General features: G+C 57.4%; 30 protein-coding genes and 1 pseudogene. 10 read left to right on the forward strand and 21 right to left on the reverse strand.

What is annotated here, in order from left to right:
* Positions 1–37: 37 nt before the first annotated feature.
* Positions 38–358, reverse strand: a complete 321-nt coding sequence (locus F3J41_RS07925) for an AzlD domain-containing protein (protein WP_021508856.1) — start codon at positions 356–358, stop codon at positions 38–40.
* Positions 348–1,022, reverse strand: coding sequence for an AzlC family ABC transporter permease (locus F3J41_RS07930; protein WP_021508855.1), 675 nt, complete (start codon positions 1,020–1,022; stop codon positions 348–350). Before F3J41_RS07930 ends, F3J41_RS07925 begins: the two co-directional genes overlap by 11 nt.
* 102 nt (positions 1,023–1,124) lie before the next feature.
* On the opposite strand from F3J41_RS07930, the gene F3J41_RS07935 reads away from it, so the two are divergent.
* Together F3J41_RS07935 and F3J41_RS07940 are read left to right on the forward strand one after the other, a co-directional pair.
* Positions 1,125–1,673 carry a helix-turn-helix domain-containing protein gene (locus F3J41_RS07935; RefSeq protein WP_058758972.1) on the forward strand — a complete coding sequence of 183 codons (549 nt, stop codon included), beginning with the start codon at positions 1,125–1,127 and terminating at the stop codon, positions 1,671–1,673.
* Between the two features lie 108 nt (positions 1,674–1,781).
* Positions 1,782–2,303, forward strand: coding sequence for a GNAT family N-acetyltransferase (locus F3J41_RS07940; protein ID WP_058776198.1), 522 nt, complete (start codon positions 1,782–1,784; stop codon positions 2,301–2,303).
* Here the strand turns inward: F3J41_RS07940 and F3J41_RS07945 are convergent.
* The 4 genes from F3J41_RS07945 to F3J41_RS07960 are packed head-to-tail and all read right to left on the reverse strand — an operon-like array spanning position 2,300 to position 6,939.
* Entirely contained in the window at positions 2,300–3,700 is a 1,401-nt protein-coding gene (locus F3J41_RS07945; protein ID WP_166710820.1) for an ABC transporter ATP-binding protein, read from the reverse strand. The two genes, F3J41_RS07940 and F3J41_RS07945, sit on opposite strands and share 4 nt — an antisense overlap.
* On the reverse strand, positions 3,700–4,476 hold the full coding sequence (locus F3J41_RS07950; protein WP_166710822.1) for an ABC transporter permease: 777 nt from the start codon (positions 4,474–4,476) through the stop codon (positions 3,700–3,702). The genes F3J41_RS07945 and F3J41_RS07950 overlap by 1 nt, the downstream gene beginning before the upstream one ends.
* Before the next feature lie 2 nt (positions 4,477–4,478).
* Entirely contained in the window at positions 4,479–5,414 is a 936-nt protein-coding gene (locus F3J41_RS07955; protein ID WP_021508850.1) for an ABC transporter permease, read from the reverse strand.
* A complete protein-coding gene (locus F3J41_RS07960) occupies positions 5,407–6,939 on the reverse strand; it encodes an ABC transporter substrate-binding protein (protein ID WP_166710561.1) in 1,533 nt (510 codons plus the stop codon). The genes F3J41_RS07955 and F3J41_RS07960 overlap by 8 nt, the downstream gene beginning before the upstream one ends.
* A 200-nt stretch (positions 6,940–7,139) precedes the next feature.
* Between F3J41_RS07960 and F3J41_RS07965 the strand changes: the two genes are divergently transcribed.
* Complete coding sequence (locus tag F3J41_RS07965) at positions 7,140–7,325, forward strand: tautomerase family protein (RefSeq protein WP_021508848.1); 186 nt, start codon at positions 7,140–7,142, stop codon at positions 7,323–7,325.
* Positions 7,326–7,337: 12 nt separating this feature from the next.
* Here the strand turns inward: F3J41_RS07965 and F3J41_RS07970 are convergent, their stop codons facing one another.
* The 4 genes from F3J41_RS07970 to F3J41_RS07985 all read right to left on the reverse strand — a co-directional run bounded on the left by F3J41_RS07970 (position 7,338) and on the right by F3J41_RS07985 (position 11,189).
* On the reverse strand, positions 7,338–8,063 hold the full coding sequence (locus tag F3J41_RS07970) for an ABC transporter ATP-binding protein (protein WP_371815455.1): 726 nt from the start codon (positions 8,061–8,063) through the stop codon (positions 7,338–7,340).
* Between the two features lie 29 nt (positions 8,064–8,092).
* Positions 8,093–9,124, reverse strand: a complete 1,032-nt coding sequence (locus F3J41_RS07975; protein ID WP_166710565.1) for an iron ABC transporter permease — start codon at positions 9,122–9,124, stop codon at positions 8,093–8,095.
* Positions 9,121–10,137, reverse strand: coding sequence for an ABC transporter substrate-binding protein (locus tag F3J41_RS07980; RefSeq protein ID WP_166710824.1), 1,017 nt, complete (start codon positions 10,135–10,137; stop codon positions 9,121–9,123). Before F3J41_RS07980 ends, F3J41_RS07975 begins: the two co-directional genes overlap by 4 nt.
* 242 nt (positions 10,138–10,379) lie before the next feature.
* Complete coding sequence (locus F3J41_RS07985; protein WP_058758964.1) at positions 10,380–11,189, reverse strand: SDR family NAD(P)-dependent oxidoreductase; 810 nt, start codon at positions 11,187–11,189, stop codon at positions 10,380–10,382.
* Positions 11,190–11,207: 18 nt separating this feature from the next.
* Here F3J41_RS07985 and F3J41_RS23550 point away from each other — a divergent pair, with 18 nt between their 5' ends.
* Positions 11,208–11,624 (forward strand): helix-turn-helix domain-containing protein, encoded by a 417-nt coding sequence (locus tag F3J41_RS23550; protein ID WP_211075115.1) that lies wholly within the window; start codon positions 11,208–11,210, stop codon positions 11,622–11,624.
* Between the two features lie 82 nt (positions 11,625–11,706).
* Here the strand turns inward: F3J41_RS23550 and F3J41_RS07995 are convergent, their stop codons facing one another.
* Positions 11,707–12,114: a helix-turn-helix domain-containing protein gene (locus F3J41_RS07995; RefSeq protein WP_166710567.1), complete on the reverse strand. Its 408-nt coding sequence runs from the start codon at positions 12,112–12,114 to the stop codon at positions 11,707–11,709.
* An 84-nt stretch (positions 12,115–12,198) separates the two neighbouring features.
* Between F3J41_RS07995 and F3J41_RS08000 the strand changes: the two genes are divergently transcribed.
* Positions 12,199–13,137 carry an aromatic alcohol reductase gene (locus F3J41_RS08000; protein ID WP_166710570.1) on the forward strand — a complete coding sequence of 313 codons (939 nt, stop codon included), beginning with the start codon at positions 12,199–12,201 and terminating at the stop codon, positions 13,135–13,137.
* Between the two features lie 389 nt (positions 13,138–13,526).
* Positions 13,527–15,299: a methyl-accepting chemotaxis protein gene (locus F3J41_RS08005; protein ID WP_195910904.1), complete on the forward strand. Its 1,773-nt coding sequence runs from the start codon at positions 13,527–13,529 to the stop codon at positions 15,297–15,299.
* Positions 15,300–15,349: 50 nt separating this feature from the next.
* Here the strand turns inward: F3J41_RS08005 and F3J41_RS08010 are convergent.
* Positions 15,350–16,264 (reverse strand): annotated as a pseudogene (locus F3J41_RS08010) (EamA family transporter).
* On the reverse strand, positions 16,261–17,472 hold the full coding sequence (locus F3J41_RS08015) for an MFS transporter (protein WP_166710574.1): 1,212 nt from the start codon (positions 17,470–17,472) through the stop codon (positions 16,261–16,263). The pseudogene F3J41_RS08010 and the gene F3J41_RS08015 overlap by 4 nt, the downstream one beginning before the upstream one ends.
* Before the next feature lie 127 nt (positions 17,473–17,599).
* Between F3J41_RS08015 and F3J41_RS08020 the strand changes: the two genes are divergently transcribed.
* Positions 17,600–18,085: a helix-turn-helix domain-containing protein gene (locus F3J41_RS08020; RefSeq protein ID WP_058758958.1), complete on the forward strand. Its 486-nt coding sequence runs from the start codon at positions 17,600–17,602 to the stop codon at positions 18,083–18,085.
* 19 nt (positions 18,086–18,104) lie between these two features.
* On the opposite strand, the gene F3J41_RS08025 is transcribed toward F3J41_RS08020, so the two are convergent.
* The 3 genes from F3J41_RS08025 to F3J41_RS08035 all read right to left on the reverse strand — a co-directional run bounded on the left by F3J41_RS08025 (position 18,105) and on the right by F3J41_RS08035 (position 19,692).
* The gene (locus F3J41_RS08025) at positions 18,105–18,416 is read right to left on the reverse strand and encodes a hypothetical protein (protein WP_058758957.1); all 312 of its coding nucleotides are present in this window, start codon (positions 18,414–18,416) and stop codon (positions 18,105–18,107) included.
* A gap of 214 nt (positions 18,417–18,630) precedes the next feature.
* Positions 18,631–18,933 (reverse strand): EthD family reductase, encoded by a 303-nt coding sequence (locus F3J41_RS08030; RefSeq protein WP_021508836.1) that lies wholly within the window; start codon positions 18,931–18,933, stop codon positions 18,631–18,633.
* A 12-nt stretch (positions 18,934–18,945) separates the two neighbouring features.
* A complete protein-coding gene (locus F3J41_RS08035; protein WP_058758956.1) occupies positions 18,946–19,692 on the reverse strand; it encodes an SDR family NAD(P)-dependent oxidoreductase in 747 nt (248 codons plus the stop codon).
* 119 nt (positions 19,693–19,811) lie between these two features.
* Between F3J41_RS08035 and F3J41_RS08040 the strand changes: the two genes are divergently transcribed.
* On the forward strand, positions 19,812–20,666 hold the full coding sequence (locus tag F3J41_RS08040; RefSeq protein ID WP_021508834.1) for a LysR family transcriptional regulator: 855 nt from the start codon (positions 19,812–19,814) through the stop codon (positions 20,664–20,666).
* A gap of 25 nt (positions 20,667–20,691) precedes the next feature.
* Here F3J41_RS08040 and F3J41_RS08045 read toward each other — a convergent pair whose 3' ends face one another.
* Positions 20,692–21,612, reverse strand: coding sequence for a LysR substrate-binding domain-containing protein (locus F3J41_RS08045; RefSeq protein WP_371815456.1), 921 nt, complete (start codon positions 21,610–21,612; stop codon positions 20,692–20,694).
* Positions 21,613–21,699: 87 nt separating this feature from the next.
* Here F3J41_RS08045 and F3J41_RS08050 point away from each other — a divergent pair, with 87 nt between their 5' ends.
* Both F3J41_RS08050 and F3J41_RS08055 read left to right on the forward strand, forming a co-directional pair.
* On the forward strand, positions 21,700–22,002 hold the full coding sequence (locus F3J41_RS08050; RefSeq protein ID WP_166710576.1) for a carboxymuconolactone decarboxylase family protein: 303 nt from the start codon (positions 21,700–21,702) through the stop codon (positions 22,000–22,002).
* Between the two features lie 5 nt (positions 22,003–22,007).
* Positions 22,008–22,406 carry a tautomerase family protein gene (locus F3J41_RS08055; protein ID WP_021508831.1) on the forward strand — a complete coding sequence of 133 codons (399 nt, stop codon included), beginning with the start codon at positions 22,008–22,010 and terminating at the stop codon, positions 22,404–22,406.
* Between the two features lie 92 nt (positions 22,407–22,498).
* Here F3J41_RS08055 and F3J41_RS08060 read toward each other — a convergent pair whose 3' ends face one another.
* From F3J41_RS08060 to glnH, 4 genes are read right to left on the reverse strand one after another with little or no spacing between them, the layout of a single operon-like run.
* Positions 22,499–23,521, reverse strand: a complete 1,023-nt coding sequence (locus F3J41_RS08060) for a C45 family peptidase (protein ID WP_166710578.1) — start codon at positions 23,519–23,521, stop codon at positions 22,499–22,501.
* Positions 23,522–23,540: 19 nt separating this feature from the next.
* The gene (glnQ, locus tag F3J41_RS08065; RefSeq protein WP_058759243.1) at positions 23,541–24,263 is read right to left on the reverse strand and encodes a glutamine ABC transporter ATP-binding protein GlnQ; all 723 of its coding nucleotides are present in this window, start codon (positions 24,261–24,263) and stop codon (positions 23,541–23,543) included.
* Between the two features lie 2 nt (positions 24,264–24,265).
* Entirely contained in the window at positions 24,266–24,922 is a 657-nt protein-coding gene (gene glnP / locus F3J41_RS08070; protein WP_166710580.1) for a glutamine ABC transporter permease GlnP, read from the reverse strand.
* 51 nt (positions 24,923–24,973) lie between these two features.
* Entirely contained in the window at positions 24,974–25,726 is a 753-nt protein-coding gene (glnH, locus tag F3J41_RS08075) for a glutamine ABC transporter substrate-binding protein GlnH (RefSeq protein ID WP_058781013.1), read from the reverse strand.
* Positions 25,727–25,755 lie beyond the last annotated feature (29 nt).

Here is a 25,755-nt window from a genome sequence, read left to right on the forward strand (position 1 = left end):
GTAGCAAAAAAACGTGATGAAAAGATAACGCCGCCGCTTACGGCACGCCAAAATAGCGCAGCAGCGCCGTCATCACCGCCGCACCGATGATTACCAGTATCAATGGCGCGCGACGCCAGGCGAGAAACACCGCGAACAACACGCCGGTCAGTCGTGCGACGCCGGCGAAATCGGTGCCCTCAAACAGCGCGGTGGTGACAGCGACAGCCAGCAGCAGCACCGTTGCCGCGTCGGACAGCATGTTGCGCACACGTTCCGACATGTGCATCCGGCTGCCCAGCCGGTAACCGGCAAAGCGAATCGCATACGTCCCTGCAGCCAGCAGCGCGATGCCGGCAATCACTAAACTATTTTGCATCTTTGCGCTCCCGCCAGCTCAGCAAACCGAGTAAAGAAAACAGCACCGGCATACCGGCTGGCACAAAAGGCGTCGCCAGCACGGACAGCAGTGCCCCGAGAGTGGCCGGAATGCGCGTGCGACGCTGGCGCAGCGCCGGGAAAATCAGCGCGATCAGGATGGCCGGAAACACCGCGTCCAGGCCAATCGCCGACACATCAGGAATAAAGCGTCCAATCACCGCACCGGCAATCACCGTGAGCGGCCAGATGGCAAAAATACCCAGTCCGCAAATCCAGTAAGCCGCCCGACGCTGCGCTAGCTTCGGCTGTGAAATACCGAACACCACGCTCTCGTCATTCATGATATGGCAGCCCAGCAGGCTGCGTCCGCCCTGCCCGACCAGGTCTTTCACCGCAATGCCAAACGGCAGATGACGTGCGTTGACCAGTAAACCAGCAGCGGCAGCGGTAAGCGGACTGCCGCCGCCTGCCACGATGCCGATAAACAAAAACTCGGACGCTCCCGCCAGCACCAGCGTCGAGAGCGCAATCGGCACCCAGAGCGGAAAACCGTCGGCAGCGGCAAGAGAACCATAGGAAAGGCCAACGATGCCGTCGGCCAAACAAACAAGGAAGATCGCTTTCAATACGCCGCGATCAAGCGGTACGGCACCCAGACGCATCACAATTTGATCTCATAACGAACAAGAAAGCCGTTATAATGAACGCGCCGTACGTGTTTTACAAGATGAACAAATCGTTCGATATAAAGAACAGGAGTAATTGTGACCCCGCCCATTGCTATCATTGCCGCCGGACTGGTGCGCGAACGCCAGCGCGCCGGACTTTCGCTGACGGAAGTGGCGCGCCGCGCTGGCATCGCCAAGTCAACGCTGTCGCAACTGGAGGCAGGCAACGGTAACCCCAGCATTGAGACGTTATGGTCACTGTGTGTGGCGCTGAATATTCCCTTTGCACGGCTGATGGAGCCGGAAGTGAAAAAGATGCAGGTGATTCGGCGTGGCGAAGGCATGGTGGTGTCAGCAGAGTTAGCAGACTTTCAGGCCGCGCTACTGGCCAGCTGTCCGCCGGGCGGCCGCCGCGATCTGTATTTGATTACCAGCCAGCCCGGCGCACCGCGCGCGTCAAAACCGCATCCACCGGGTTCCGTCGAACACATCATCCTGGCTCGCGGCCGCGCGCGGGTTGGCCTGATGGAAGCGCCGGTCGAACTGTTCCCGGGCGATTATATTTGTTATCCCGCCGATGAACCGCACATCTTCGAGGCGCTCGAAGCAGACACCATGGCGGTACAGTTGTCAGAGCAGAATTAAAGAAGTTTCGCTGCGCCTGACTATCACAATTTCCTATGATTAATGCGGATGATTGCGCTGCGGCGCGGTGGCATGCTGTCAGCATCATTGGCAGAACAGCAGGAACATATGGACATTATTCCCGCGCAGCCGCATCACGCGGCGGCGATACAGAAGATCTACGCCTGGCACGTGCTGCACGGCACCGCAACCTTCGAAACGGAACCGCCGGCGGAGAGTGAAATGCTGCGGCGCATCAATGATGTACATGAGCGCGGCGGTTACTGGCTGGTGGCTGAGGAGCAGGATCAGGTGCTGGGTTACTGCTATCTCGCGCCGTATCGTCCGCGTTACGCCTACCGCTTCACGCTGGAAGACTCTATCTATCTCGACCCGCAGCAAACCGGACGTGGCATCGGTAAGGCGCTGCTGCAAAAAGCGGTGGCGCTGGCCGAAGCCGCTGGCTTTCGCCAGATCATCGCGATTATCGGTGATAGCGCCAACCAGGGCTCGCTGGGAGTACACCGGGCGCTCGGTTTTGAGCACACCGGCGTGATGAAATCGGTGGGTTACAAACATGGCCGCTGGCTGGACACCGTGGTAATGCAGCGGAGTCTCGGGCCCGGTGACAGCCAGCCGCCCGATCGCTAAGCCGCTTCCATGGCGATCACCCGATGCGTGCCTTTGTCCAGCAGATCGCGGTCATGACTCACCAGCAGCACCGCGCACTGCTGCTCACGCGCCAGTTCCGCGATCAACTGCCATGTTTGCTGCTGCACCAGCGGATCGAGGCGTGACGTCGGCTCATCGGCAAACAGAAATACCGGCCGCAGCAGCATCACCCGCAGCAGCGCGAAGCGCTGCAGTTCGCCGCCGGAGAGCGCCTCTGGTCGCCGCGTCAGCAGCGCGGGATGCAAGGCCAGCCGCGCCATGAGCGCATCGCGCTGTGCCGGCGGGAGAGCGTGACGCCGCAGCACATCGTTGATGCTTTGCCCCAGCGTGCGCTGCGGCGGAAACAGCGCGGAAGGATCCTGATAGATTTTCTGATATTTCAGCGCATCCGCATCAGCGTGGTGCGTTACGCGGCCCTGCTGCGGCGCGAGCAACCCCAACAGCACGTCGCCGAAGCTGCTTTTGCCGCTGCCGCTGGCACCGTGCAGGCCAACGATTTCACCGGCGTGCAGCGTGAAATCGCGTGGCACACCCAGCCTTTTGCCCCCGCGCGCCAGCACAATGTCCTGTGCGCTGATCACCGGCCTGGCACCGATCACCGTTTGCTGTCGGGCGGGCCAGACGGCCGGATCGGCAGCCAGCAGCGCGCGCGTGTAAGGCTGCTGCGGTGACTGCAACACCTGCTGCGCCGGGCCCTGTTCAATCACGCTGCCTTTATGTATCACCAGCACGTCGCCGCCCAGCTGGCGTGCCAGGGCGATGTCGTGGGTGATGGTCAACAGCATGCCGCCGTCGGCCACTTCGCGCTGTAACAGCTGGCTGACTTCGTCGCGGCGCGCCACATCCAGCCCTTTGGTCGGCTCATCGGCAATCAGAATCTGCGCGCCACCGGCACGGGCTGCCGCAAACGCGGCGCGCTGTGCCATGCCGCCGGAAAGCTGCCACGGATAACGCCGTGCCGCCGCGGCCAGGCCAAGCTGCTGCAGATCCTGCTGCGCCGCTGCAGCGCTGGCGGCGGGCGGCAAACCGCGCACGAAGCGATGCCCTTCCGCCACCTGTTGCTGAATCGCCATGGTCGGATCGAGCGACAACCACGGCTCCTGCGGCAGCGAAGCCAGCGTATTGCCCCACAGCCGACGCAGCTGCGCCGTATCCTGCGGCAGCTGAAAGCGTCTGCCGTTGATCATCAACTCACCGCTGGCCTGCAGCGATGGCGGCAATATCCCCATGATCGCCTGCGCCAGCAGACTTTTCCCCGATCCGGTTTCGCCGAGCAGCGTCAGCGGCTGACCGGGTTGTAGCTGCACATCCACCGGCTCAACCAGTATTTCAGTCGCTGTGGCAACGCTCAGCCCGGTGATCTGTAATCCCTTCATCATCGCTCCTTTTTCATCAGCAGATTGAGGCTGATCAACAGTAAAAACAGTGCGGCTACCGGCTGCATCAGCAGCCACGGCGCTTCCCACGCAAACGGCAGCAGTTCGGTCATCATCAGGCCCAGCTCCGGCGTGGGCGGACGCACGCCAACGCTGATAAACCCGAGCGCCGACACCGCCATGATGGCGCTGCTGAAAGAGAACAAGGTTAGCGTCAGCAGCACCGGTGCCAGCGCAGGCCACAGATGATGACGAAAACGATACCAGGCAGAGAACCCGAGCAGTTTGCTGGCCTGCATACCGGGCGCCTGCACAATTGGCCGCAGCGTGGCACGCGTGACGCGGAAAAATTCCACCCACAGCACCAGCGAAATGCCCAGCCACAGCATCTGGGGCGCGTCTGGCGCAATGGCGGCCAGTAGCAGTACCAGCAGCAATCCCGGCAGCGCGAGGCACATATCGCCAACGATGCTCAGCAATCGCTCAGGCCAGCCACCGTACAGTGCACTGAGCACACCGGTGAACACGCCCGCTATCAGCGCACTGATCACGCACAGGGCTGCCAGCCCGAGTGACAGGCGCAGCGCGGCGCTGAGGCGCGTTAACATATCGCGACCGAGATGGTCGAAACCGAGCAAATGGCTGCGGTTGGGCGTCTGCAGCATCTGCAGCAAATCCTGCTGTAGCGGATCGCCGTGCTGAATCAGCGGCAGCACAAACGCGTAAGCCAGCAGCACCGCCAGCAGTACCAGACCCACCCAGCGTGAAAGCGTCATCTTCATGCGCGCGCCCCCCGGGGATCGAGCAGATGACAACCGGCATCCACCAGCATGTTCAGCAGGACAAACAGCAGGCCGAGCGTCATGGCGCTGGCCTGAATCACCGGTACGTCACGCGCAAAAATGGCGTGCACCAGAGCGTGACCGATTCCCGGCCATGCAAACAGGGTTTCCACCACCACCACGCCTTCCACCAGCCAGACAAACTGCATGCCAAACCACGTCAGCACCGGCGCGCTCAGATTACGCAGGCCGTGACGCAGCAGCAGGCGCGCGGGTGCCAGTCCTTTTTGCGCTCCCCAGCGATAGTAGCCGGACGACACCACCTGCCAGGTGGCTTCGCGCACTACGCGCACGCCGACAGCCGTCAGCGACAATGCCAGCGTCAGTGCCGGCAACAGGAAATGGCGCAGCTCGCCATGACCGGCGCTCGGCAGCCAGTCGAGTTGCAGCGCGAACAGCAGGATCAGCAACATGCCGAGTGCAAAATGCGGCACCGATTTCAGCAAGGCGGTCAGCCAGAACAGCGCACGGTCAAGCCGGCCGTTGGCGTGGCAACCGGCCCAGATGCCGAGCGGCAGCGTCAGCAGCAACGCCAGCAGCAGCGAAACGCCCGCCAGCGCCAGCGTCTGGCCCAGCTGCCAGCGCAGCTCATCCATCACCGGCTCACCGGAAACCAGCGAGCGGCCAAAGTTAAACTGCAGCAGATCGAAGAGCCAGTGCAGCAGCGCACTGCCGCCGCTAAGCGCTCCATCCAGCTCCTGCTGTACCCGCGCCACCGCTTCGGCATCGACGCGATCGTAACCATAGCGCCCCGAGGCGATGCGCCACGCCATGTCGCCCGGCAGCGCCTGCACCAGCAGCCAGGTCAGTAATCCTACCGCCAGCACCACGAACAGCGCCTGCGCCATGCGCCAGCTGAGTTGTTTAATCATGGCTCCCCCAGTGCATCTGGCGCAGGCCGAAGTGGCGTTCAAACGCATCGAGCTTAACGCCCTGCAGCTGGCTGTTAACCGCCGCCGACTGCTGATACCAGGCCAGCGGAATCACCGGCAGATCCTGTTGCAGCGCGCGGGTGAGGACGCTGCGCGCCCCGGCGCGGGCTGCGCCATCGGTGGATTGCGTCAGCGTGTGGAGCGCCGCGTCGAAGCCTGCCGCATGCCAGTTCATCGCCCCCCAGTCACCGCCGTGGGTGCCATAATCCTGCAGCAGCGTTCCGGTCGGATCGGGCGTCAGGGCAAAGTTGCGCGCAAACAGCGCCAGCTGCAGACGGTTGTTGTGGTGCTGCGCCGGGATCTCGCTGGCGTTGGTCGCGTTGATTCGCACGTCTATGCCAACCTGACGCAGTTGCTGCTGAATCACCATCGCCATCAGCGGCAGCTCAGGGCGATCGGGATAGGTCAGCAGCGTCAGACTAAAGCGCTGGCCGTTGCGCGTCAGTACGCCATCCGCGCCGCGTTGCCAGCCGGCCGACTGTAATAACTGAGCAGCCTGCTGCGGCTGATAGTGCAGCGGCGTGAGTGCCGGGTTGTGCCACTCTGCCATGTTAGGGGGAAACAGCTGGCTGGCTGCGCCCGGATAACGCAGCACCGCCTGCGCCAGCGCGTTACGATCGATCGCCATGCTGATCGCCTCACGCACCGGCAGTTCCGCCAGCAGCGGATCGGCCAGATTAAGCTTCAGCATCAACGTGCGCGGCACCGGAATCGCCGGAATGTGTAGCGACGCTTTGCGTGCCAGCCGCTGCCGGCTGGCGGCATCAAGGTTAAACACGTAATCTGCATCACCGCTTTCTGCCAGCAGCGCACGCGTTTCCGCGCGGCCGGTCGCCAGATAGCTGGCGGCGGCAATCGCCGGTTTCTCGCCCCAGTAATCCGCGAAGCGCGCCACCGTCAGCGACTGCGGCGGCTGGAAGGAAGTGAGCGTAAACGGTCCGCTGCCAATAATGCGCGTGATGTTGCCCTGCGCATCCCAGCTGGCCAGTGCGAGGATTTGCGAGCGGCTTTCCGCCAGGACCGACAGCAGCGGCGTGAAGGGTTCACGCAGCGTGATGGTGACAAGCTGCCCTGCCCCGCTGATGTCGGCGATTGGCGTTTTGTCCAGTAAGCCCGCTTTGCCGCGTGCGGTGTTGAGTGATTTCACCACGGCAACCGCATCCAGCAGCGAGCCATCGTGAAAATGCACGCCGTCGCGCAGCTGGAACTGCCAGCGCAGCCCATCGTCAGAGACCTGCCAGCGCTGCGCCAGCGCCGCCACCGGCTCACCGCGTTCGTTCACTTCTACCAGCGTTTCAACCACATCCATGCGCAACAGAATGTCGCCGGAGAGCGCCGGATCGCTGCCTTTAATTTCAAACGGTGCGGCAATCCGCACCGGTTTTTCGGGTGTGCTCGCCGCCATAACGGCGCAGGAAGCCAGGCCGAGCGCCGCAGCGATCAGCAAATTTTGCATTGATTTCATTAAATTTTCCGAATAAATCGTTACACTATCATCGAATAAATTACGTTATAACATAACAATTCACACTTTAACACACGGCGTTTGCAGGGAATTCGTCAGCCGCTTGTTGCCTTTTAACCGTCGCGACAGGTTAACGCTGCGCGCGGCAGCGTGGCTGAGGTATGCTTGAGAAGAACTCTAACCCGTGAGGAAACGCCGTTATGCCAGAGATTGTCGTTTATGCTGCGGAAGGCCGTAGCGTTGAGCAGAAGAAAAAGTTACTCAAAGCCATCACCCAGGCGGTGGTGGATTCGTTTGAGATCGATGCTGATGTGGTCACCGTGTCGATTATCGAAACGCCGAAGCATCATAAATCCAAAGGCGGCGTGCCGTTCGACGAACGTTAAGATCAGCCCGGTTCACGCGTACTGAATATTCATGGTGCCGCGCTCGCTGCGGTTGACGATGGCCTCGACCTGCCACGTCCGCTGAATCAGGGCAGGCGTCAGCACGGCGGCGGGCTCACCGCTCGCCACCACTTGCCCTTGCTGCAGTACCACCAGATGCTGGCAAAATTTTGCCGCCAGATTCAGGTCGTGCAGGGCCACAATCACCGTGACCGGCAGTGCGGCAATCAGCCGCATTAGCTCGAGCTGAAACTGAATATCCAGATGGTTAATCGGCTCATCCAGCAACAGGATATCCGGCTGCTGCGCGAGCGCACGCGCGATCTGGCAGCGCTGGCGTTCACCACCGGACAGCCGCTGCCACGACCGCCCGGCCAGCGCATCCAGTTTCATCAGCGACAGCGCGTGCTGCACTGCCGTTTCATCTGCCGTCCGCCACGGGCTGAACGCGTTGCGATGCGGCGCCCGCCCCAGACGCACGATGTCGCTGACGCACATCTCAGCTTCCATTTCGGCATGCTGCGGCACGAAGGCCAGCGAACGGGCACGCTGCCGCCGGCTGAGTTGGTTCAGCCGCGTGCCGCCCATCTCCAGCCCGCTATAAGCACAGGGCTGAACGCCCGCCAGCGCACGGATTAGCGTCGATTTGCCCGAGCCATTAGGGCCGAGCAACCCGACCGTTTGTCCCCGCTGCGCCGCAAAACTGATGTCAGATAACACGCTGCGCGCCTGTAGCATCACGCTCAGTTTATCCACCGCGACATACTTCATGATTTCTCCCGGTTGCGATACAGAATCAGGGCGAACACCGGGGCGCCGACTAACGCCGTCACCACGCCTATTGGCAGCACCTGATGGGTGATTAACGTGCGCGATACCAGGTCGGCAATCACCATGAAATGGCAGCCGCCCAGGAATGCGAGCGGAATCGTCACCAGATGACGCGGCCCGGCAATCATGCGGGTGATATGCGGGATCACCAGCCCGACAAAACCGACCGCACCAATCGCGCTGACAATCACCGCCGTCACTAACGCAGTGGTCAGCAGTAATACGATGCGCACCGCTGAAACCTGCGTGCCGAGTGTCGCGGAGACTTCCGCTCCAAATGAGAAGGTATCCAGCGCGCGCGCATGGTAGAGCACAGTCAGCAGACCGGCGAGGGTTACGGCAAAACACAGTAATGCATCTGCCCAGCGTACACCGCTCAGGCTGCCGAGCAGCCAGAACATCACGCCGCGCGACTGCTCTGCATTGGCCGCCGTGCTGACAATGTAAGCGGTCAGCGCATTAAATAATTGCGTCCCGGCAATACCGGCCAGAATGATGCGCGCGGTGTTTTCCCGCATGCCGCCGGAGAGCAGAACAATCAGCATAAATGCAAGACAGGCACCGCCAAACGCGCCGGCACCGGTGGTGATGGCGCCGCCGCCGATGCCAAGCAGCATCACGCACACCGCGCCGGTTGATGCGCCGGCGGAAATCCCCAGCAGATAAGGGTCGGCCAGCGAATTGCGCAGCAACGACTGCAACACCAGCCCACACAGTGCCAGCCCGCCGCCGCTGCTCGCCGCCATCAGCGCGCGGCTCATGCGGTATTGCCAGACGATGCCGGCTTCCAGCGCCGGCAGGTCGTAATGCGTGATGCCAAGACCATTGGTGATGGCCTGCGCGGTCAGGGTAAAGCTGATCGCGACATCGCCGGTCGCCGCGGCCAGCGTCATCATCACCGGCAGGCTGAGCGCGCCCGCAGCAATCAGCAGGCCGGTGCGCCAGTAACAGACAGTATGAGCGCTCATCGGGCAGGTGCGAAAGCAGCGATCTGCTGACCGATCAGCTCCACGGCCTCTACGTTGCGCAACGAGGGATTCAGTGACATGGCCGGTACCACCACAATGTGGCCGTTTTTCACCGCTGGCATTTCACGCGTCACCGGATCGCTTTGCAGAAAGTGTTTTTTAACCGCGACGTCATCGGCGGGATAGAGCCGCCGCGCCATGCTGGCAATAACGATGATGTCCGGCTGCGCGGAGACAATGTGCTCCCAGGTGACCGCCGGCCACTCTTCGTCTGAATCGATAATGTTAGTCAAACCGAGCGTCTGGCTGATCCAGCCCGGTGCCCCTTTATTGCCGGCGACCCAGGGATCGCCTTTCAGGCGCGGGCTGGAAAACCAGTAAACCACCTTCAGCGGTGCTGACGGTGATTTGTGCAGCTGCTGCTGAACCTGTGCTATACGAGCGGCCAGCTGCTGTTTGAGCGCTTCGCCACGCGCCGGCACATCAAAAATGCGCGCCAGCGCGCTGATTTCCGCAAAGATCACCTCGATCCCATACGGTGTTGTGCGTGCACCATCGCTATTGGACGTGGTGGTGACGGCTTTGCCGATGCAGTCGGCAGGCGAAATCCAGGTTCGGATGCCGAGCTGTTCAAACTGTTCACGCGTGGCGACTTCACCCTGCGGCCCGACGTGCCAGCTGTACTGCGCCAGCACCAGTTCAGGGCGCTGCGCCACCACCGCTTCAAAGCCTGGGGCGTTATCGGCCAGCCGTTTAAGCTGGCTGCCCTGCCCTTGCAAATCGGCGGGCAGCGCGCCAAACCATACCGAGGTTGCGGCAATTTTATCTGCCAGACCGAGCGCCAGCAGCAGTTCCGTTTCATGCTGGCCAACGGTGACGACGCGCGCAGGCGGATGAGCGAAGGTCTCTTTGACACCGCAGTTATCAACGGTGAGCGGATAGTTACTGGCATTAGCATTGAATACAGGAAGCGACAGCAGCGCCGCAATAAGCAGGGAGAGCGAGTTTTTCATCATGGTACTTTCATTGTTACGTTATAACATAACAATATGCATGACCAGGCGTGGACTGTCAATAATGAGGATTGGGCATACCGACCGGGACTGCGCGCATCATGAAGAGGATGACGTTAGGGTATAAGCAGGGCTGCAACAGCAGCCCGCCCAGTTCTGATAATTAAATCGGCTGTGATGATGTCATCGAATGAAGTAGTAGCTGAAACAGAGATTTTATTCAGGATATTGTGCGGCTGGCTTTAAAGTCCGGGCCACATACCGCCATCAAGCCTTAAATTGGAACCCGTTATGTAACCCGACAACGGGCTGGCCAGAAAGGTGATGGCGTCCGCTATTTCTTTGAGCGTACCAACGCGCGCCATGGGCACATTGGCATAAAGGGGCAATACGGCCTGTTCAATATCTTCCCATGGCGCGTCAGCTGAAAGCCCTGCATCTTTGGCCGTTTGACGAAATGCTTTTTCGAGGCTTGCACTATGAATAGTACCCGGTGAGAGAGTATTTACGGTTACGCCATCGTGTGCGACCGCTTTTGCCAGCGATGAGGTCATGGCAATAATCCCTGCTTTAGCAGCAGCATAATCCGGACGCCTGGCGGGAGGCATCAACGCTGCCAGGCTCGAAATATTAATGATTCTGCCCCATTTTTGTTCACGCATCCCAGGAAGAAAAAGATTAATGACACGTAAGGCTGAAAGGACGTTTTTATCATACCCAGCCGCCCAGGTTTCTGGCAAAGAAGACGTCCAGTCCTCTGTGGGGCCGGAGCCACCCGCATTATTAACAACAATATCAACGGATTGTACAAGCGAACAGACTTGCTGATAAAGCAGTTGAATATCTGCCTCACGGGTTAAATCTCCCGTTACTGCGTACGCTTGTCCACCTTGCTTTATGATATCGCTGGCGATATTTTCAGCTTTAGCCGGATCCCGGCCATGTATAATAACGCGGGTGCCTTCAGCGGCAAGCCCTCTGGCTACCGCTTCTCCAATACCTTTGGTGCTACCCGTTATCAGAGCAATTTTGCCGTCGAGTTTCAGATCCATTACTGTTCTCCAGGATACGTGAAAAATCTATTGGAAAATAAACTGATGAATGAATCAATTACGCACCTGAAAGTGCCTGTAGGCGATGATGAGAAAACACGTTGTCTCGGACCAGAAGGTTCGGTCGCTTATGTCACGCAATGTTTAACTATTATTTCCGGCAGATGGACACTGCAGATTTTATTCAGGTTATTTGCGGAGCCTGCGATGCGTCACTCGCAATTCATGAAGAGTATGCCGGAGATATCGCATAAAGTCCTGACTCAACATCTACGCAAGCTTGAACGTGATGGGCTGATAACCCGCACTGATTTTGGTGAACTGCCCCCGCGTGTTGAATACGCACTCACGCGTGCAGGCCATAATCTGATGCCCGTGCTGCTCTCAATGCGTGAATTCTCACGAGACAACCTGTCAAAACCGGGACAGGATTAAGAGTGCAAAAAAATTGCACTATTGGCAGCAGGGAAATAATCACGCATCCTCAGCAAGGTCGTCATCACGCAATTTAATGCCATTACTGAGGAGGAGTATCAAACGTAATTCTGCTTTGCTTAAAATAGTCGGCCGACGAAATAATCCACGCCCAGAGCGGCATCATTTTCATCATCATTTCTTCGCCCGCGTCCGTGGCCGTATAAACGACACGCGGTACTTTTTCCTGATAATCACAACGGGAAATAAGGCCGTCACGCTCAAGTGTACGCAGTGTGCGCGTCAGCATTCGTTGTGTGACACCATGCAGTAAACGACCCATTTCTGCATGGCGCAACGGTCCATGGGTGACCAGAATATGCAATATACCCAGCGACCAGCGATTGCCGGCGTGTGAAAGAATTTCACGCTTTAATGTTTCATCATCGTGACTCAACGCCTCACAAAATTGTCTGGAAAACTGCAGCAGGGCTTCGCGATTAGGTTCCATCTCTCCTCCGGTATCACGGGTGTACCTGATTGAATCAGGGTTTGTCCGCTGTCAGGATGACGGATATAACCTAAGGAGACAAGCATGCTACCCGTTGATCAACATGTCGAAAATATTCTTATCCTCGGCGCAGGAGAATTAGGCATGGCGGTGTTAAACACCATGGCTAAAAAAGTGCAGCAACATCCTCTGATTAAAATAAGTGTATTACTCAGAAGCGAGGCTGCGCATGCCACGTCCGGCCCACTTAAAACCCGGCTGGATGCGCTGCAAAAGCTAAATATCACTGTGGTGGAAGGCGACATGCAGAAAAATAGCCTGAGCGAACTCTCAGCATTATTTCGTTCTTATGATGCCATCATTAATTGCAGTGGTTTTGTCGGCGGGCCGGGAACGCAGCTCAGAATCACTCAGGCCGTGCTGAAGGCGGGTGTCGCCCGCTATTTTCCCTGGCAGTTTGGCGTGGATTATGACGTTATCGGCAAAGAGAGTGGGCAACCGGTATGGGATGAGCAGCTTGAAGTTCGCCACCTGCTGCGCGCCCAAAGCAACACTGACTGGGTAATTGTTTCGACCGGTATTTTTACCAGCTATCTGTTTGAACCCGATTTTGGCGTGATCGATGCCGGGAATAAAACGGTTTATGCCCTCGGTGACTGGAACTATGCCCTGACACTCACCACGCCAGACGACATCGGGCAGCTGACAGCCGATATCTTCTTTCATCAGCCCGCTTTTCAGAACGACATTGTTTATATCGCTGGCGATACGCTGACTTACGCAGAGCTGGCTGACCTGATGCAATCTCACTGGAAAAGCGCGGTCAGGCGAGTATTACTTAGCCGGGAAAGGCTAAGGGAAGATGCAGAGCGTCATCCCCATGACACTGGCGCGGCCTACCGGCTGGCCTTTGCCCGTCCGGACGGTGTGGCATGGTCTAAACAGGAGACGTTTAATTACCGCGAGCACATTGCCACCACCAGCGCCGCTCAGTGGCTGACGAACCAGCCAGCGGAGTCCTGAGGATTTCAGGCGTAGCGGAATGTCCTCAGGCGCAACGCCTGGCCTGAGGGCTATCGGGCCCTTCGCCTGAAATCCCGGCGCTTTGACAAACCGGCAGGTTGCGTCAATACTTTTCCCCGCACCGCTATCAGCCAAAATCAGTACCAGCCTAAAACAGAAAATGTGAACTACCCGCCTGCCCTACCGTTGCAGCCCTTCCCCCAGCATAGCTCATCTAATAAATTTAGGTGATTATATGTTTTTTAATTATTTTAATTGAAATTAATCATCTCCCTGCCGATAACGCCATTGCCATCAGGCAAAAGCGTGGACAACAACAACCAGGGAGATTCACCTTAATGAAAAAAATACGTGTTTTTTTGGAAGATATCAGAGTCAGCAGAAAACTCATGCTCGGGTTTGGTGTGCTGCTTATCCTCAGCATTGCTGTAGCTTCCTGTGGCATCAAAAACCTGCACGACATCGCGGAACGTGCGGAAAAACTCAGCCAGTTGAAAGGCATTAACGATCAGTTTGCGCAGGCTAAAGATGCCCGCCTGCAATACGTAAAAACCCACGATGAAAAATTCATTGCCGACAACGAATCGCGACTGCAGGCGATTGAGGGCAGTATCAACCAGCTGAAAACCTGGCGATGGGATAGCGCGCAGACCGCGCTGATTGCCTCTCTGCCGGCTGCGATGAACCTTTATCGTCAGCATCGTGCAGAAACGGTGAACGAAGTGCATAAGCGCCAGAGCATTCTGCAGGCGCTGCGCTTCAGTGACGAAACCACGGCGGTTGCCGCGCTGGCCAGAAACTACGTCAGCACACAGCAGGATACGGCAATTGCGCTCAATGAAATCGCTAAATATCTGAATGGTATAAGTATTCGTGTAAAGCTGATGGCGCTGGACAACAGTGAAGAAAACCGTCTGGCTTTGTCAGGCTTTATAGCTGAAACGATTCAACTCATTGACCAGGCACGACCACGCCTGAGTGCTGATGACAGCAACGCGCTGGATAAAATTGCCGTAACGCTGGCGGCCAGACGCGACAGCGTGCAGGACTACAACGCCTCCGCGGAAGAAGAAGTGGAAGCGACCCGCCAGCTTGCCATCGCGGGCCTGCATCTGACCAATACCAGTAATCAATTATTTACCCAGCAGCTGGCCGCCACGCACCAGGATATCGCCCGGGCAATCCTGTGGATGTCGCTGATCCTGGCGGCGGCTGTGGTAATCAGCATTCTGATTGCGGTGTTTATCACCCGGCAGATTACCCGTCCTTTAGCGGTAACACTGAACGTCGCGCGGCAGATTGCACAGGGAGATTTGAGCGTACAGCTGCAAACTTCGCGTAAGGACGAACTGGGCGAGCTGATGCAGGCGGTCGGTGAGATGAGCAACGATCTGCGCGGCATCATTGGTAACATTCGCAGCGGCGTGATGCAGGTCAGCCACGCTTCCGCAGAAATTGCCGCAGGCAATAACGATCTGTCAGCCCGCACCGAGGAGCAGGCGGCCGCGCTGGAGCAGACGGCAGCCAGCATGGAGCAGTTAACCGCTACCGTGAAGCAGAACGTTGAAAACATTCATCACTCCAGCGAACTGGCGCGTGCCACTTCAGAGAAGGCCAATCAGGGCGGCTCGCTGGTCAAAGGCGTGGTTGAAACCATGGACCAGATCAGCGCCAGCTCCGGCAAAATCGCCGAAATCACCACCGTCATTAACAGCATTGCTTTCCAGACCAATATCCTGGCGTTAAACGCAGCAGTAGAAGCAGCGCGCGCCGGTGAGCAGGGACGCGGCTTTGCCGTGGTCGCCAGCGAGGTGCGCAGTCTGGCGCAGCGCAGCGCTCAGGCGGCCAAAGAGATTGAAACCCTGATTGGCGAATCGGTCGCGCGTATCAGCAGTGGTTCACAGCTGGTGGGTCAGGCCGGTAAAACCATGGATGAAATTGTGCACTCCGTTGGCAACGTAACCAGCATCCTCGCCGAAATCGCGCAGGCATCCGATGAGCAGAATCGCGGCATTTCGCAGGTCGGCGTCGCTATCGTTCAGATGGACAGCGTGACGCAGCAGAACGCCGCGCTGGTGCAGGAATCATCGGCCGCCGCCAGCGCACTGCGCGATCAGGCGTCGACACTGGAAGGCTCAGTCGCGCGTTTCGTGGTGCAGTAAGCGGATTTTCACTGACAGAGAGAGCGGGCGGGATGCCCGCTCTTGTCGGATCACGGCTCATCAGCGGGCTGCTGATCACAGCGAATCCGACTGCGGATGAAATAACGTTTGATGCGTTGTCCATACAACCCAACCGCCAGCCCGGTAATAATCAGTACCAGCGCCAGGATTTTCATCGGAGAAATAGCTTCACCAAATATCATCATCGAACCGAGAATGCCGAATACCGGCACCAGCAGCGATAATGGCGCGACGGTGGTGACAGGATACTGCTTAAGCAATGAATTCCAGATCCAGTAGCCTAATAACGTATTGGGGTAGACCTGAAACAGAATGGACAATATCGCACGGGTATCCATATGGCTGATTAATGCGCTATAGCCCGCGCTGCCATTAATTAATCCGTCCAGCAGAAAAAGCGGAAGCGGCGAAAAGGCGCTCGACCAGACCAGAAACGCGAATACCTGCTTCGTGCCGGCTTTTTTCATGATGATATTGGCAAGGCTCCAGGCTATGGCGCCTGCCAGCACCAGCAGCAACCCGGCAAACGTCACCGAGCCGTCGGTAATAAACACAATACTCATCAATCCGCTGCACGCCAGTACAAAGCCAGCGATCTGATAGCGGCTGAGCTGTTCTTTGAACACATAACTGCCGAGCAGCAGAGTGAAAAAGGCACTGAACTGCAGCACCAGCGAGGCGATTCACGCCGACAGGCCGGTTTTTATCCCCAGATTCACCAGGCCCCACAAGCCAATGCCGAACACCAGTCCGTAGCCAATAAGGTAGCGCCACGGAACGTCAGGTTTTTTAATAAAGAAGAGCGCCGGGATGGCACACAGCGTAAAACGCAGCCCTGCCAGAATAAATGGATCGATGGCGTGCAGCCCTAATTTAATCACCGAAAAATTAATGCCCCAGATGGCGGTAATACCGATGGCCAGCAGCAGGTGTGATAATCTCATGATTGACGTGTTCCATACCAGAGAATAAGTGCGCAGGCACTGACCAGTGCCCCGCCGCCGCACACGGCATACCATCCCCAGTGCGCATAGAGTTGAGTGGCAGTAATAGCGCCCAGCGCGCTGCCTGTCGCATAAAAATACATATAGGCACCGATAAGCCGGCTGGTGATAGCGGGTTTGCCAGCAATCAGCATGCTCTGGTTGATGACATGCACCGTCTGTACGGCGAAATCCAGCATGATCACGCCGATAACCAGCAACAATAAAGAGGTCTGCGCGAAGGCGATCGGGAGCCACGAGAGCGTTAATAAAACCAGTGCGCATCCGCTGGCGCGCTGGCCGATTCCCCTGTCAGCCCAGGCGCCACTTCTGGAAGCCGCCAGCGCTCCGGCTATCCCGGCCAGACTAAACAGCCCTGTTTGCGTATGGGAAAGCGACATGGCCGTGAGCGGCAAAACCATGGAACTCCACAACATGCTGAACGCGGCAAAAATCAGCAGAGCCAGCGCGCCGCGCTGACGCAACAAGGGCTCGGTGACGAAAAGACGCGGGACAGACCCCAGCAGCCCGGCCATGGAAGTGGCTGTGTTCTGCGGACCGGCAGCAGGTATCACTTTGACCAGCAGCACGGTAATCAGCAGCATCAGCGCGGCTGAGGTCATATACACCGCCCGCCAGCCGGCGATATCGGCGATGATGCCAGAGACCAGCCGCGCCAGCAGTATGCCCATGACGATGCCACTGGTGACGCTGCCTACCACCTTGCCACGCTGAGCCGGTGCCGACAGGATAGCGGCCCACGCCACCACGGTTTGCGTCACCACTGCCATCAAACCCACCAGCAGCATCGCCCCCAGCAGCGCCAGCAAACTCTCTGCTAACGCCGCCGCGATCAGGGCCAGCACCGACAGCAGCAGGTGCGTGATCACCAGCTTTTTGCGATCAAAGCGATCGCCGAGCGGCACCAGCGAAAACAATCCTATGGCATAACCCGCCTGCGTTGCCGTGATGACCAGGCCGATGGTGCCGGGCGAAACCTGCAGCGCTGCGGAGATGGATTCCAGCAATGGCTGGGCAGAATAGACATTGCCGACAGCCAGCGCGCAGGTCAGTGAGAACAGAAAAATGATGTGAGGCGACAGCACTGAGATCGTCGCCGGCGAAAGAGGCGCCTCAGCGGTTGCAGGGGTATCACTGGTGCAAGTCATGTTGCATCCTTATGTGGTTTTTATTTGAAACCGATTTATTCTATAAGTAGCAGCGGAGGTTTTTTTTTGCAACTTGTTTTGCTGAAGGCTAAGCTGCCGTCAGTAAATCAGCAGAGTGAGAGAGAAGATGGCCAAACAGGAAGCGCTCAGAACCAGCGAATGCCCGGTCGCCCGGACCGTGGAGGTGATTGGCGAACGCTGGTGTCTGATGATCATCCGTGAAGCGTTTGATGATGTGCGCCGCTTCAGTGATTTCCAGAAAAACCTTGGACTGGCAAAAAATATCCTGGCGTCACGGCTGAAACTGCTGGTTGAGGTCGGCGTGCTTGAGAGTTGTCCGGCGTCAGATGGCAGCGCCTACAAGAAATATGTGCTGACCGAACGGGGACGAGCCGTCTTCCCAATCGTCGTGGCGATGCGCCAGTGGGGAGAGCGTTATCTGTTTGAAAAAGGCGAGACTCACTCGGTTTTGCTGGATAACGCCAACGGTGAACCGTTACCTGAACTGGCCGTGTATTCTGCCCGGGGAGAACGGCTCGATCCCGCCGACTGTCATCGCCGGCGCGTCATAGCCGGTAATCGCGCCGATCAGGCTTCGTCGATCGTGAAATAACCGGGGTTGAGAAGTCGCATCAAACCGATCCCGCTTGTTCAATCACCAGCACCCGGGCTACGCCCTGCGGATGTGCAACGTGTTCAGTGCCTTCGCTGGCATAGAAAATATCGCCGGTGGTCAATCGTTGGGTTCTCACTTCGCCCGCTTGTTTATAGAACATGTCAACGCAACCATCCATAACGGCAAACACCTCTTGTCCGTCATTGATATGCCATTTATAGGGTTGATCGGTCCAGTGCAGTTTAACGCTGGTGTTATCAAAGCTGGCAATATGCTGAGACTCCCAGGCTTTGGAACCCGTAAATTCTCTGCTGCTGTAAAAATTCATGTTTGCGTCCTGTGTGCTGCTGCGGTGATAGCTCACACATGAAATAGCAAAAGGCAGCGCCACGTACCAGATTCAGGGATTGGTTTGTCCTGATTTGGCACCAGCGCGTCCCGTTGTTGCTGCCGGGATGCCTGCTTAATGCACAATGCGTTCATTAAGCAGGCTGTCAAACCGGTGAATGGAAGGCATAACCGCGCGGCGGCGTCGCTGCCGTTCAGAAGGGAATGAAATGGCTGCGAATCACCGTGGTGGCGTCGGTAAAATGCACCACATCTGCCATCACCCTTTTGGTTTGTTCGGACTCCAGCGCCCGGTTGACATCCTGCTGACAGGCAAACGTGTAAACACCGATCGAGAGCCAGCCGCTGCGGTCTGAAGCGGGATAGAACGCTTCCGCCGAAATGAGCCCATAATCCTGCCAGCACGCCAGCGCCAGCGGCAGGTGCGTGTGGGTATAATAGTCGCGGTCAAAGCGATGGGTTTCATCGCCGACGCACACCACCATCATCTGATGCATCCTTTTCTCCCGTTAACGCATGCCGCCAGACGCCATCATCACCTCGCCCGTCACCCATCCGGCATCGTCGGAAGCGAGATAAGCCACAATCGGCGCAATATCCTGCACCTGGCCAATACGGCCAAGCGGTGTCTGGCTTTCGTTCCAGCGCTGAAACTCCGATCCCATCGCGCCGGTGCTGTGCGTGCCTTCGGTTTCGATTAACCCCGGATTGACCGCGTTGACGCGGATGCCGCGCGGGCCGAGTTCGCGCGCCAGCACGCCGGTAATGGCATCAATCGCGCCTTTGCTGCCGCTGTAAATAGCGCTCTCCGCCAGAAATACCCGCGTCACGAATGAGCTGATATTGATAATGCTGCTGCCCTTGCCCAGATGTGGCACGGCGGCGCCTGTCACCAGCAGCGGCCCGAGCACATTGATGTCAAATTGCTTGCGATACAGCGCTTCGCTGCTCTCTTCGATCTTCGCAAACTGATACACACCGGCATTGTTCACCACGATGTCCAGCCGGCCAAACTGCGCGAGGGTAGATTGAATGAGTGCCTCAACCTGCGACTGATCGGTGACATCCGCAGCCAGCGCCACCGCCGTGCCACCGGCGGCCTCAATAGCGGCGACCACCTTATCCGCCCCGTTTTTATCCGCGGCATAGTTGACGACGATCTTTGCGCCGTCGGCGGCCAGCTGGCGGGCAATTGCCGCGCCAATGCCTTTAGATGCGCCGGTTACGAGGGCGACTTTGTCCTGAAGCTTCTTCATGTTCTGCAATCCTCAATCAGTTCAGTCTGGATGGTGCCGTTATGGTGATAGCTACAAAGTTGTTTGAGAACTGCCATTTTTGTATATTCGACGTTCATTTTTGAACGGGAGCAAGCGCAATGGAATGGAGCGATGTACGGATCTTTCTGGCGGTGATGCGCAGCGGATCCTATGGCGAGGCCGCGCGCCGGCTCGGCGTCAGCCATCCGACCGTGGGTCGTCGCATTAAGGTGCTGGAAGCGCAGGCCCATCAGGCGCTGTTTCGCCGCACGCCGGATGGCCTGGTGTTAACCGATGCCGGTGACGCCGTGCTGGGCCTGGCGGAAAGCATGGAAAATGCTGCGCTGGCGATGGAGAGACGACTGGCGGGCAATCACCCGCGGCTGGAAGGCATTTTACGCATCTCCTGTGCCGAGTGGTTTGCCACCGCCGTGCTGGCGCCGGTACTGAGCGAGCTGACACAGCGCCATCCCGCTATCGTGCCGGAAATCATCGCCAGCTACCGTTTGCTCAATCTGTCGCGGCGCGACGCCGACGTGGCTTTTCGCATTGTGCCTTTTACCGAGCCGGATATCGTCCAGCGGCGCCTGATGAGCATGCCCTATGCGTTATACGGCACGCCTGAAAATGCCCGCGCATTGCAACACGATCCCGCATCAGTGGGGCTGATCCTGATGAATACCGCGCAAGCGCATTTTCCGGACGTCGTCTGGCTGCTCGATCAATTTCCACAGTCACGGCGGGCTTTTACCAGCACCAGCCGGGCGGTGCAGGCGCAGATGTGCCGGCGCGGCATGGGCGTGGCGGTGTTACCCCAGCCGCTGGGCGATGCCACCGATGGACTGCAGCGGATTCCCACCCCGCAGCCGCCGCCTTCGCGCGATATCTGGGTAGGCTATCATCAGGATCTGCGGCACATGGATCGCCTGCGCGCCATGCTGGATATCGCCGATGCGCTGCTGATTGCGAAGTAACTGTCGCAGGGATTAGCGCAGCAATTCAGGCGGGCCTCAGACCCGGTAACGGCTCTATGCTGCGCAGCGCATTTTCCATCAGTCTGGCCAGCAGGTTTTGCGCATTCGGTTCAGTCTGGCTGCCACTTTTTTGTTCCAGCGTAACGCCCAGCGCGCCCAGCGGCGGCAAAACATTGCCGGCGCTCACCAGATTAGCGGGCATGCCGACCCGCGTGCGCACGGTGATCCCCAGACCGGCCCGCACCGCCGCCCAGATGCCGCTCAGGCTATGGCTGACAAACACGATTCGCCATGCAATGCCCGCCCGGTCCAGACTGTCGATGGCGCGCGAGCGCATCAGGCAGGGATTATCAAACATCACCAGCGGCAGCGGTTCGCCCTGGCTTATCATCGCGCTGACGTCGCAGTCGGGGTGGGCGATCCACTCCAGCGGGAACTGGCCGATCAACACGCCTTTACGCTGCAGCGGTTGTGCCTGCCACAGCAGCGCCATGTCAAGAGCATCGCTGTCCAGCGCTGCAAGCAGCTCCTGATTACGCGCCACGCGTGCGATGATCTGCAGCCCGGGATGGTGACGTGTAAATTCGCCCAGAATACCGGGCATCAGGGTGTCACCAAAATCTTCCTGCATGCCCAGGCGCACTTCCCCCTGCAGCCCTGCACCGCTGAAGGTGCACAGTGCTTCGTCGTTCAATGCCAGCAGACGACGGGCATAACCCATCATCACTTCCCCCTCACGGGTTAACGCCAGATGACGCCCGCTTTTCACCACCAGCTTGCTGCCACATTGCTGCTCCAGCTTTTTTAGCTGGGCGCTGACCGCCGAAGTGGATCGACAGAGCCGCACGGCGGCCTGCGCAAAACTGCCACACTCCATGCCGGTGACAAAACTGCGCAGCGCATCGAGATCCAGCGTCTGAGCTAACTTTTGCATAAATGTCCTGATTTATGGGATGAATGACGGTGTTTTATTTGATTTTCAGGATGGTTATGTTTCGCCACAATCGCGGCTGAGTCAATACGGAGAAACATCATGGCAAAAACACTCGATAGTAAAACGCTGGCGCGCATCGCGCCAAAGCTGGCCGAACTCAGTCAGCAGGTTCTTTTCGATGACATCTGGCAACGTGACGCACTTACGCCGCGCGAACGCAGCGTGATTACGCTGGCCGCACTGACGGCGCTGGGGCGAGTGCAACAGCTACCGTGGCATATCGAATTCGCGCAACAAAATGGCCTGGCACAAGAAGAGATCGTCGAAGTGTTCACCCATCTGGCCTTCTATGCCGGCTGGCCGGCGGCAGTGTCAGCGCTAAGCTGTCTGGAAGAGGCGTAACCCTCATGCCTTTTACCCGCATCATACTGCGTCAGGGTTATAGCGACGCGCAATTAACGCAGATTTCCGACATCCTGCAACAGAGTCTGGAGGACGAGTTTGCCGTTCCACCCGGCGACCGCTTTCAGGTATTTGAAGAACTGCCGGCGCGGCTAAGGGTGTTTGATCGCCACTATAAAAGCCGCGGGCGTTCAGAGAATTTTGTTCAGTTCATGATTACTGCGGGCAAGCCGCGCAGCCGCGAACAGAAGCACAAGCTGTGTCGCAGATTGTGTCAGCAACTCTCGCAATCGCTGGATATCGATCCGCAGGATGTGATGGTGATTATTCAGTTTAACACCGTCGATGACTGGAGTTTCAGCGACGGATGTCTGATGTCCGAAGAAGCGCGTTTCCACGAGTAACATAGTCAGTATTGCTGGCAGCGCGGGTTAGCGCGCTGCCAGCAATCACTGTACGGCTTCAGTGATGGGCGGTGGAGATTAAAAATACCACCTCATTGACGACCAGCAGATTGCAAAGCGGCGCGCTGGCGGTCGCGCGTGAAGATCTGCCACGTCACCGCGTCGTCACTCAGGGTAAAAACAGCCGTGGCGAGGGTATTTTCCTCATCCGGATCCTGCGGCGACAGCCGGTAAATCGGCAATGCTGCATCCTGCTGATCCGACAAAATCGCCTTAGCCGCCGCGCCATCTACCGCCGTTTGCGTCGTCAGCCATGTCTCCAGACGCTGCTGGCGCGAGCCGGAACTGGCAGTGATCACCTGTTCGACGGCGACAAGCTGCGGGTGAATAAGATGATTAGCGTGCCCGAAAGGTGCGTTCAATGGGATCACTGAACAGCCTGAGCCTGTCGCTTCAATACTGATCAGGCGGCTATCGCCCTGCTGTCCCAGCGTATGGTGAAACGCGCCGGCGCGCGGTGTGGCGCTGAGTATGGCGATCGCTTCATCCAGCGTGGTCACGTTCAGCGACGCGCGGGCGATGATCTGGCGCGGCATGCCATCCGGACGATGCTGTGCGCGAATGTTATTGACGGTATTAACGATGCCCTTCTCATTAACGGCAAAAGTGTGACCGCAAAGTGATGCCGGATAGGCGAAGCTGGTGAACGCGAGCCCGTCATCGGGGGTCACGGTGACCAGCGCACAGTCGTCACGCAGCTGGGGAAAGCCATCTTCGTTGTGCGCAATGATCAACTCCCCGCTGGCACTTTTTCCCGCCACCGTGGTGCAGCCATCCGAAGTAGAACGCACCAGATCGCCCCGGCAGTTCCACGCAAACACCTCGTCAATCGGTGCCTGTAATCCTTCAGCCAGCCCTTCCAGCTCCTGCCAGATCAGCGGAAACTGGTGCTGGACCCGCGCGCGCATACTGCGGATTTGCTGCGTATCTTTCATGGCGGTGACCGTTTGCCAGAGACGGGTATGCCTGAGTTTGTTATGCCAGGCATCACGGCCAAAGTCACCGAGTTGCTGACCAATAACAAAACCCGAACCACGGAAGTCATATTTTTTCATAGCGTTATTTCACTTCATTTCAGGATACATGTTGCAGAAATTCTTTCAGACGCGGATTACGGCTGGCAGTCAGCAGCATATCAGGTGGCCCATCTTCGGCAATGGTACCGCCATCAATAAAGATCAGCCGCGAAGCCACATCGCGGGCAAAGCCAATCTCATGCGTCACAATCACCATGGTCATGCCCTCTTCAGCCAGCGAGCGCATCACTTTCAACACTTCATGACGTAACTCCGGATCCAGCGCGGAGGTCGGCTCATCGAACAGCATCATTTTCGGCCTGACGGCCAGTGCCCGGGCAATCGCCACGCGCTGCTGCTGGCCCCCGGAAAGTTCAGACGGATAGTGGCTGGCGCGATCGCGCAAGCCAACGCGCTCCAGCAGCGCCAGCGCCTGCTCGCGCGCCGCGGCTTTCGTTTGATGACGCACGCGAATCGGGCCGAACATCACGTTTTCCAGCGCAGTCAGATGCGGGAACAGGTGGAACTGCTGAAACACCATGCCGGCTTCGCGGCGGATATCACATTCATTCGCATGCGGATCGGTGATATGCATTCCGGCGACCAGCAGCGTCCCGGATGAGATCTCTTCCAGTTTGTTGATGCAGCGTAGCAGCGTTGATTTGCCTGAACCTGAAGGGCCGATAATCACCACCACCTCGCCGGACTCAATTTTTAAATTGATATTGTGCAGGACCTGCGTGGCACCAAAATTTTTCGACACTGCGTTAAATTCAACCATGCTCATAAAATATGGATCCTTTTTTCCAGCTGCTTCAGTAAAAAGCTCAGGCATAACGTCACCAGCAGATAAATCATGGCGACCGCCGTCCACACTTCCAGCGCACGGAAATTACCCGCAATGATCTCCTGCCCCTGACGCGTCAGTTCTGCCACGCCAATCACAATAAACAGTGAGGTATCTTTAATACTGATAATCCACTGGTTACCTAAAGCCGGAATCATGCGGCGTAACGCTAAAGGCATAATGACATACCACAGCGTACTGCGCTGCGATAAGCCCATCGCCAGACTCGCTTCTTTAAAGCCTTTATTAATTGAGAGGATCGCGCCCCGGGTAATTTCAGCAATGTAGGCACTGGAGTTAATCACAATGGTCACGATCGCGGCGGTGACGGGATCAATTCTTATCGGCAACACCATCGGCAGTGCAAAATAGATAAACATTACCTGCACCATGATGGGCGTACCGCGAATAAGCTCGACAAAAATAAGTGACAGCGTCTTAGCAATTTTGCCACCCAGAGCACGGCAGGTTCCCGCCAGTAAGCCAATAATAAAACCGCCCAGCAGACCTGACAGCGAAATAATCAAGGTCAGCTGCAGACCCTGCAGCAGTAGCGGCAGAGATTCCCAAATATATTTACTGTCAAAATTCATAATTTAACCTGTAAACGCTAAACAAGGCCGGAGAGCTCCGGCCTGGCAGGATTATTTCGGCTGCTTAGCAAACCATTTCACGTAGATTTTGCTGTAAGTCCCATCCGCGCGCAGGGCCTGCAGCGCGGCGTTGATCTTAGGCGTCAGGCTGCTGTTTTTCTGCATGGCAAAGCCATACTGCTGCGGCAGAATCGTGTCGTTTTCACCGCTGGCTTTGACTTTGCCATCGCCCGCCGTTTTCACGTAGTACAGCACATTGGGCGAGTCATGGACCACCGCATCAAGGTTGCCGGCCTGCAAATCCAGATAGGCGTTGTCGATATTAGGAAACTCAACATAATTTGCCTTGTATTTACTTTTCATAAAGCTGGCTGCGGCCGTGCCCTGTTTCAGACCCACTTTCTTGCCGGTTAAATCGCTGAATTTCTTAATGCTGTTATCATCGCTTTTGACAGCCATTAATAAGTCGGCATCATAATAACCGTTGCTGAAATCCACCACCTGCTTACGCGCATCGGTAATGGTAATGCCTGCCATCGCGACATCCAGATTCCGCGATTGCAGCCCCGGAATCAGGCCACCAAAGTCCATTGGGTGTAATTCATAGCTGATATGCATTTTCTTCGCGATGGCATCCCATAAATCAATGTCAAAGCCGACGTATTTATCACCTTGCTTAAATTCAAAAGGAACAAAAGCCGTATCAACCCCGACGGTTAATTTCTCCTGCGCCGCAGCGGTAAAACTGGCGGAACAGGCAACCAATGCCAGTGTAACTTTTAATTTATTTAAAAATGCAGACATAATAACCCTCAGCGTCAGTAATGTAGCGT

Source organism: Pantoea sp. Ap-870 (assembly GCF_011752515.1).
Classification (GTDB): Bacteria; Pseudomonadota; Gammaproteobacteria; order Enterobacterales; family Enterobacteriaceae; genus Pantoea; species Pantoea dispersa.

Bases quoted from the DNA above. Each gene is read 5' to 3' on its own strand.
- F3J41_RS07925 (WP_021508856.1), bottom strand. From the start codon at position 358: ATGCAAAATAGTTTAGTGATTGCCGGCATCGCGCTGCTGGCTGCAGGG.
- F3J41_RS07930 (WP_021508855.1), bottom strand. From the start codon at position 1,022: ATGCGTCTGGGTGCCGTACCGCTTGATCGCGGCGTATTGAAAGCGATC.
- F3J41_RS07940 (WP_058776198.1), top strand. From the start codon at position 1,782: ATGGACATTATTCCCGCGCAGCCGCATCACGCGGCGGCGATACAGAAG.
- F3J41_RS07945 (WP_166710820.1), bottom strand. From the start codon at position 3,700: ATGAAGGGATTACAGATCACCGGGCTGAGCGTTGCCACAGCGACTGAA.
- F3J41_RS07950 (WP_166710822.1), bottom strand. From the start codon at position 4,476: ATGACGCTTTCACGCTGGGTGGGTCTGGTACTGCTGGCGGTGCTGCTG.
- F3J41_RS07955 (WP_021508850.1), bottom strand. From the start codon at position 5,414: ATGATTAAACAACTCAGCTGGCGCATGGCGCAGGCGCTGTTCGTGGTG.
- F3J41_RS07960 (WP_166710561.1), bottom strand. From the start codon at position 6,939: ATGAAATCAATGCAAAATTTGCTGATCGCTGCGGCGCTCGGCCTGGCT.
- F3J41_RS07965 (WP_021508848.1), top strand. From the start codon at position 7,140: ATGCCAGAGATTGTCGTTTATGCTGCGGAAGGCCGTAGCGTTGAGCAG.
- F3J41_RS07970 (WP_371815455.1), bottom strand. From the start codon at position 8,063: ATGCTACAGGCGCGCAGCGTGTTATCTGACATCAGTTTTGCGGCGCAG.
- F3J41_RS07975 (WP_166710565.1), bottom strand. From the start codon at position 9,124: ATGAGCGCTCATACTGTCTGTTACTGGCGCACCGGCCTGCTGATTGCT.
- F3J41_RS07980 (WP_166710824.1), bottom strand. From the start codon at position 10,137: ATGAAAAACTCGCTCTCCCTGCTTATTGCGGCGCTGCTGTCGCTTCCT.
- F3J41_RS07985 (WP_058758964.1), bottom strand. From the start codon at position 11,189: ATGGATCTGAAACTCGACGGCAAAATTGCTCTGATAACGGGTAGCACC.
- F3J41_RS07995 (WP_166710567.1), bottom strand. From the start codon at position 12,114: ATGGAACCTAATCGCGAAGCCCTGCTGCAGTTTTCCAGACAATTTTGT.
- F3J41_RS08000 (WP_166710570.1), top strand. From the start codon at position 12,199: ATGCTACCCGTTGATCAACATGTCGAAAATATTCTTATCCTCGGCGCA.
- F3J41_RS08005 (WP_195910904.1), top strand. From the start codon at position 13,527: ATGCTCGGGTTTGGTGTGCTGCTTATCCTCAGCATTGCTGTAGCTTCC.
- F3J41_RS08015 (WP_166710574.1), bottom strand. From the start codon at position 17,472: ATGACTTGCACCAGTGATACCCCTGCAACCGCTGAGGCGCCTCTTTCG.
- F3J41_RS08020 (WP_058758958.1), top strand. From the start codon at position 17,600: ATGGCCAAACAGGAAGCGCTCAGAACCAGCGAATGCCCGGTCGCCCGG.
- F3J41_RS08025 (WP_058758957.1), bottom strand. From the start codon at position 18,416: ATGAATTTTTACAGCAGCAGAGAATTTACGGGTTCCAAAGCCTGGGAG.
- F3J41_RS08030 (WP_021508836.1), bottom strand. From the start codon at position 18,933: ATGCATCAGATGATGGTGGTGTGCGTCGGCGATGAAACCCATCGCTTT.
- F3J41_RS08035 (WP_058758956.1), bottom strand. From the start codon at position 19,692: ATGAAGAAGCTTCAGGACAAAGTCGCCCTCGTAACCGGCGCATCTAAA.
- F3J41_RS08040 (WP_021508834.1), top strand. From the start codon at position 19,812: ATGGAATGGAGCGATGTACGGATCTTTCTGGCGGTGATGCGCAGCGGA.
- F3J41_RS08050 (WP_166710576.1), top strand. From the start codon at position 21,700: ATGGCAAAAACACTCGATAGTAAAACGCTGGCGCGCATCGCGCCAAAG.
- F3J41_RS08055 (WP_021508831.1), top strand. From the start codon at position 22,008: ATGCCTTTTACCCGCATCATACTGCGTCAGGGTTATAGCGACGCGCAA.
- F3J41_RS08060 (WP_166710578.1), bottom strand. From the start codon at position 23,521: ATGAAAAAATATGACTTCCGTGGTTCGGGTTTTGTTATTGGTCAGCAA.
- glnQ (WP_058759243.1), bottom strand. From the start codon at position 24,263: ATGGTTGAATTTAACGCAGTGTCGAAAAATTTTGGTGCCACGCAGGTC.
- glnP (WP_166710580.1), bottom strand. From the start codon at position 24,922: ATGAATTTTGACAGTAAATATATTTGGGAATCTCTGCCGCTACTGCTG.
- glnH (WP_058781013.1), bottom strand. From the start codon at position 25,726: ATGTCTGCATTTTTAAATAAATTAAAAGTTACACTGGCATTGGTTGCC.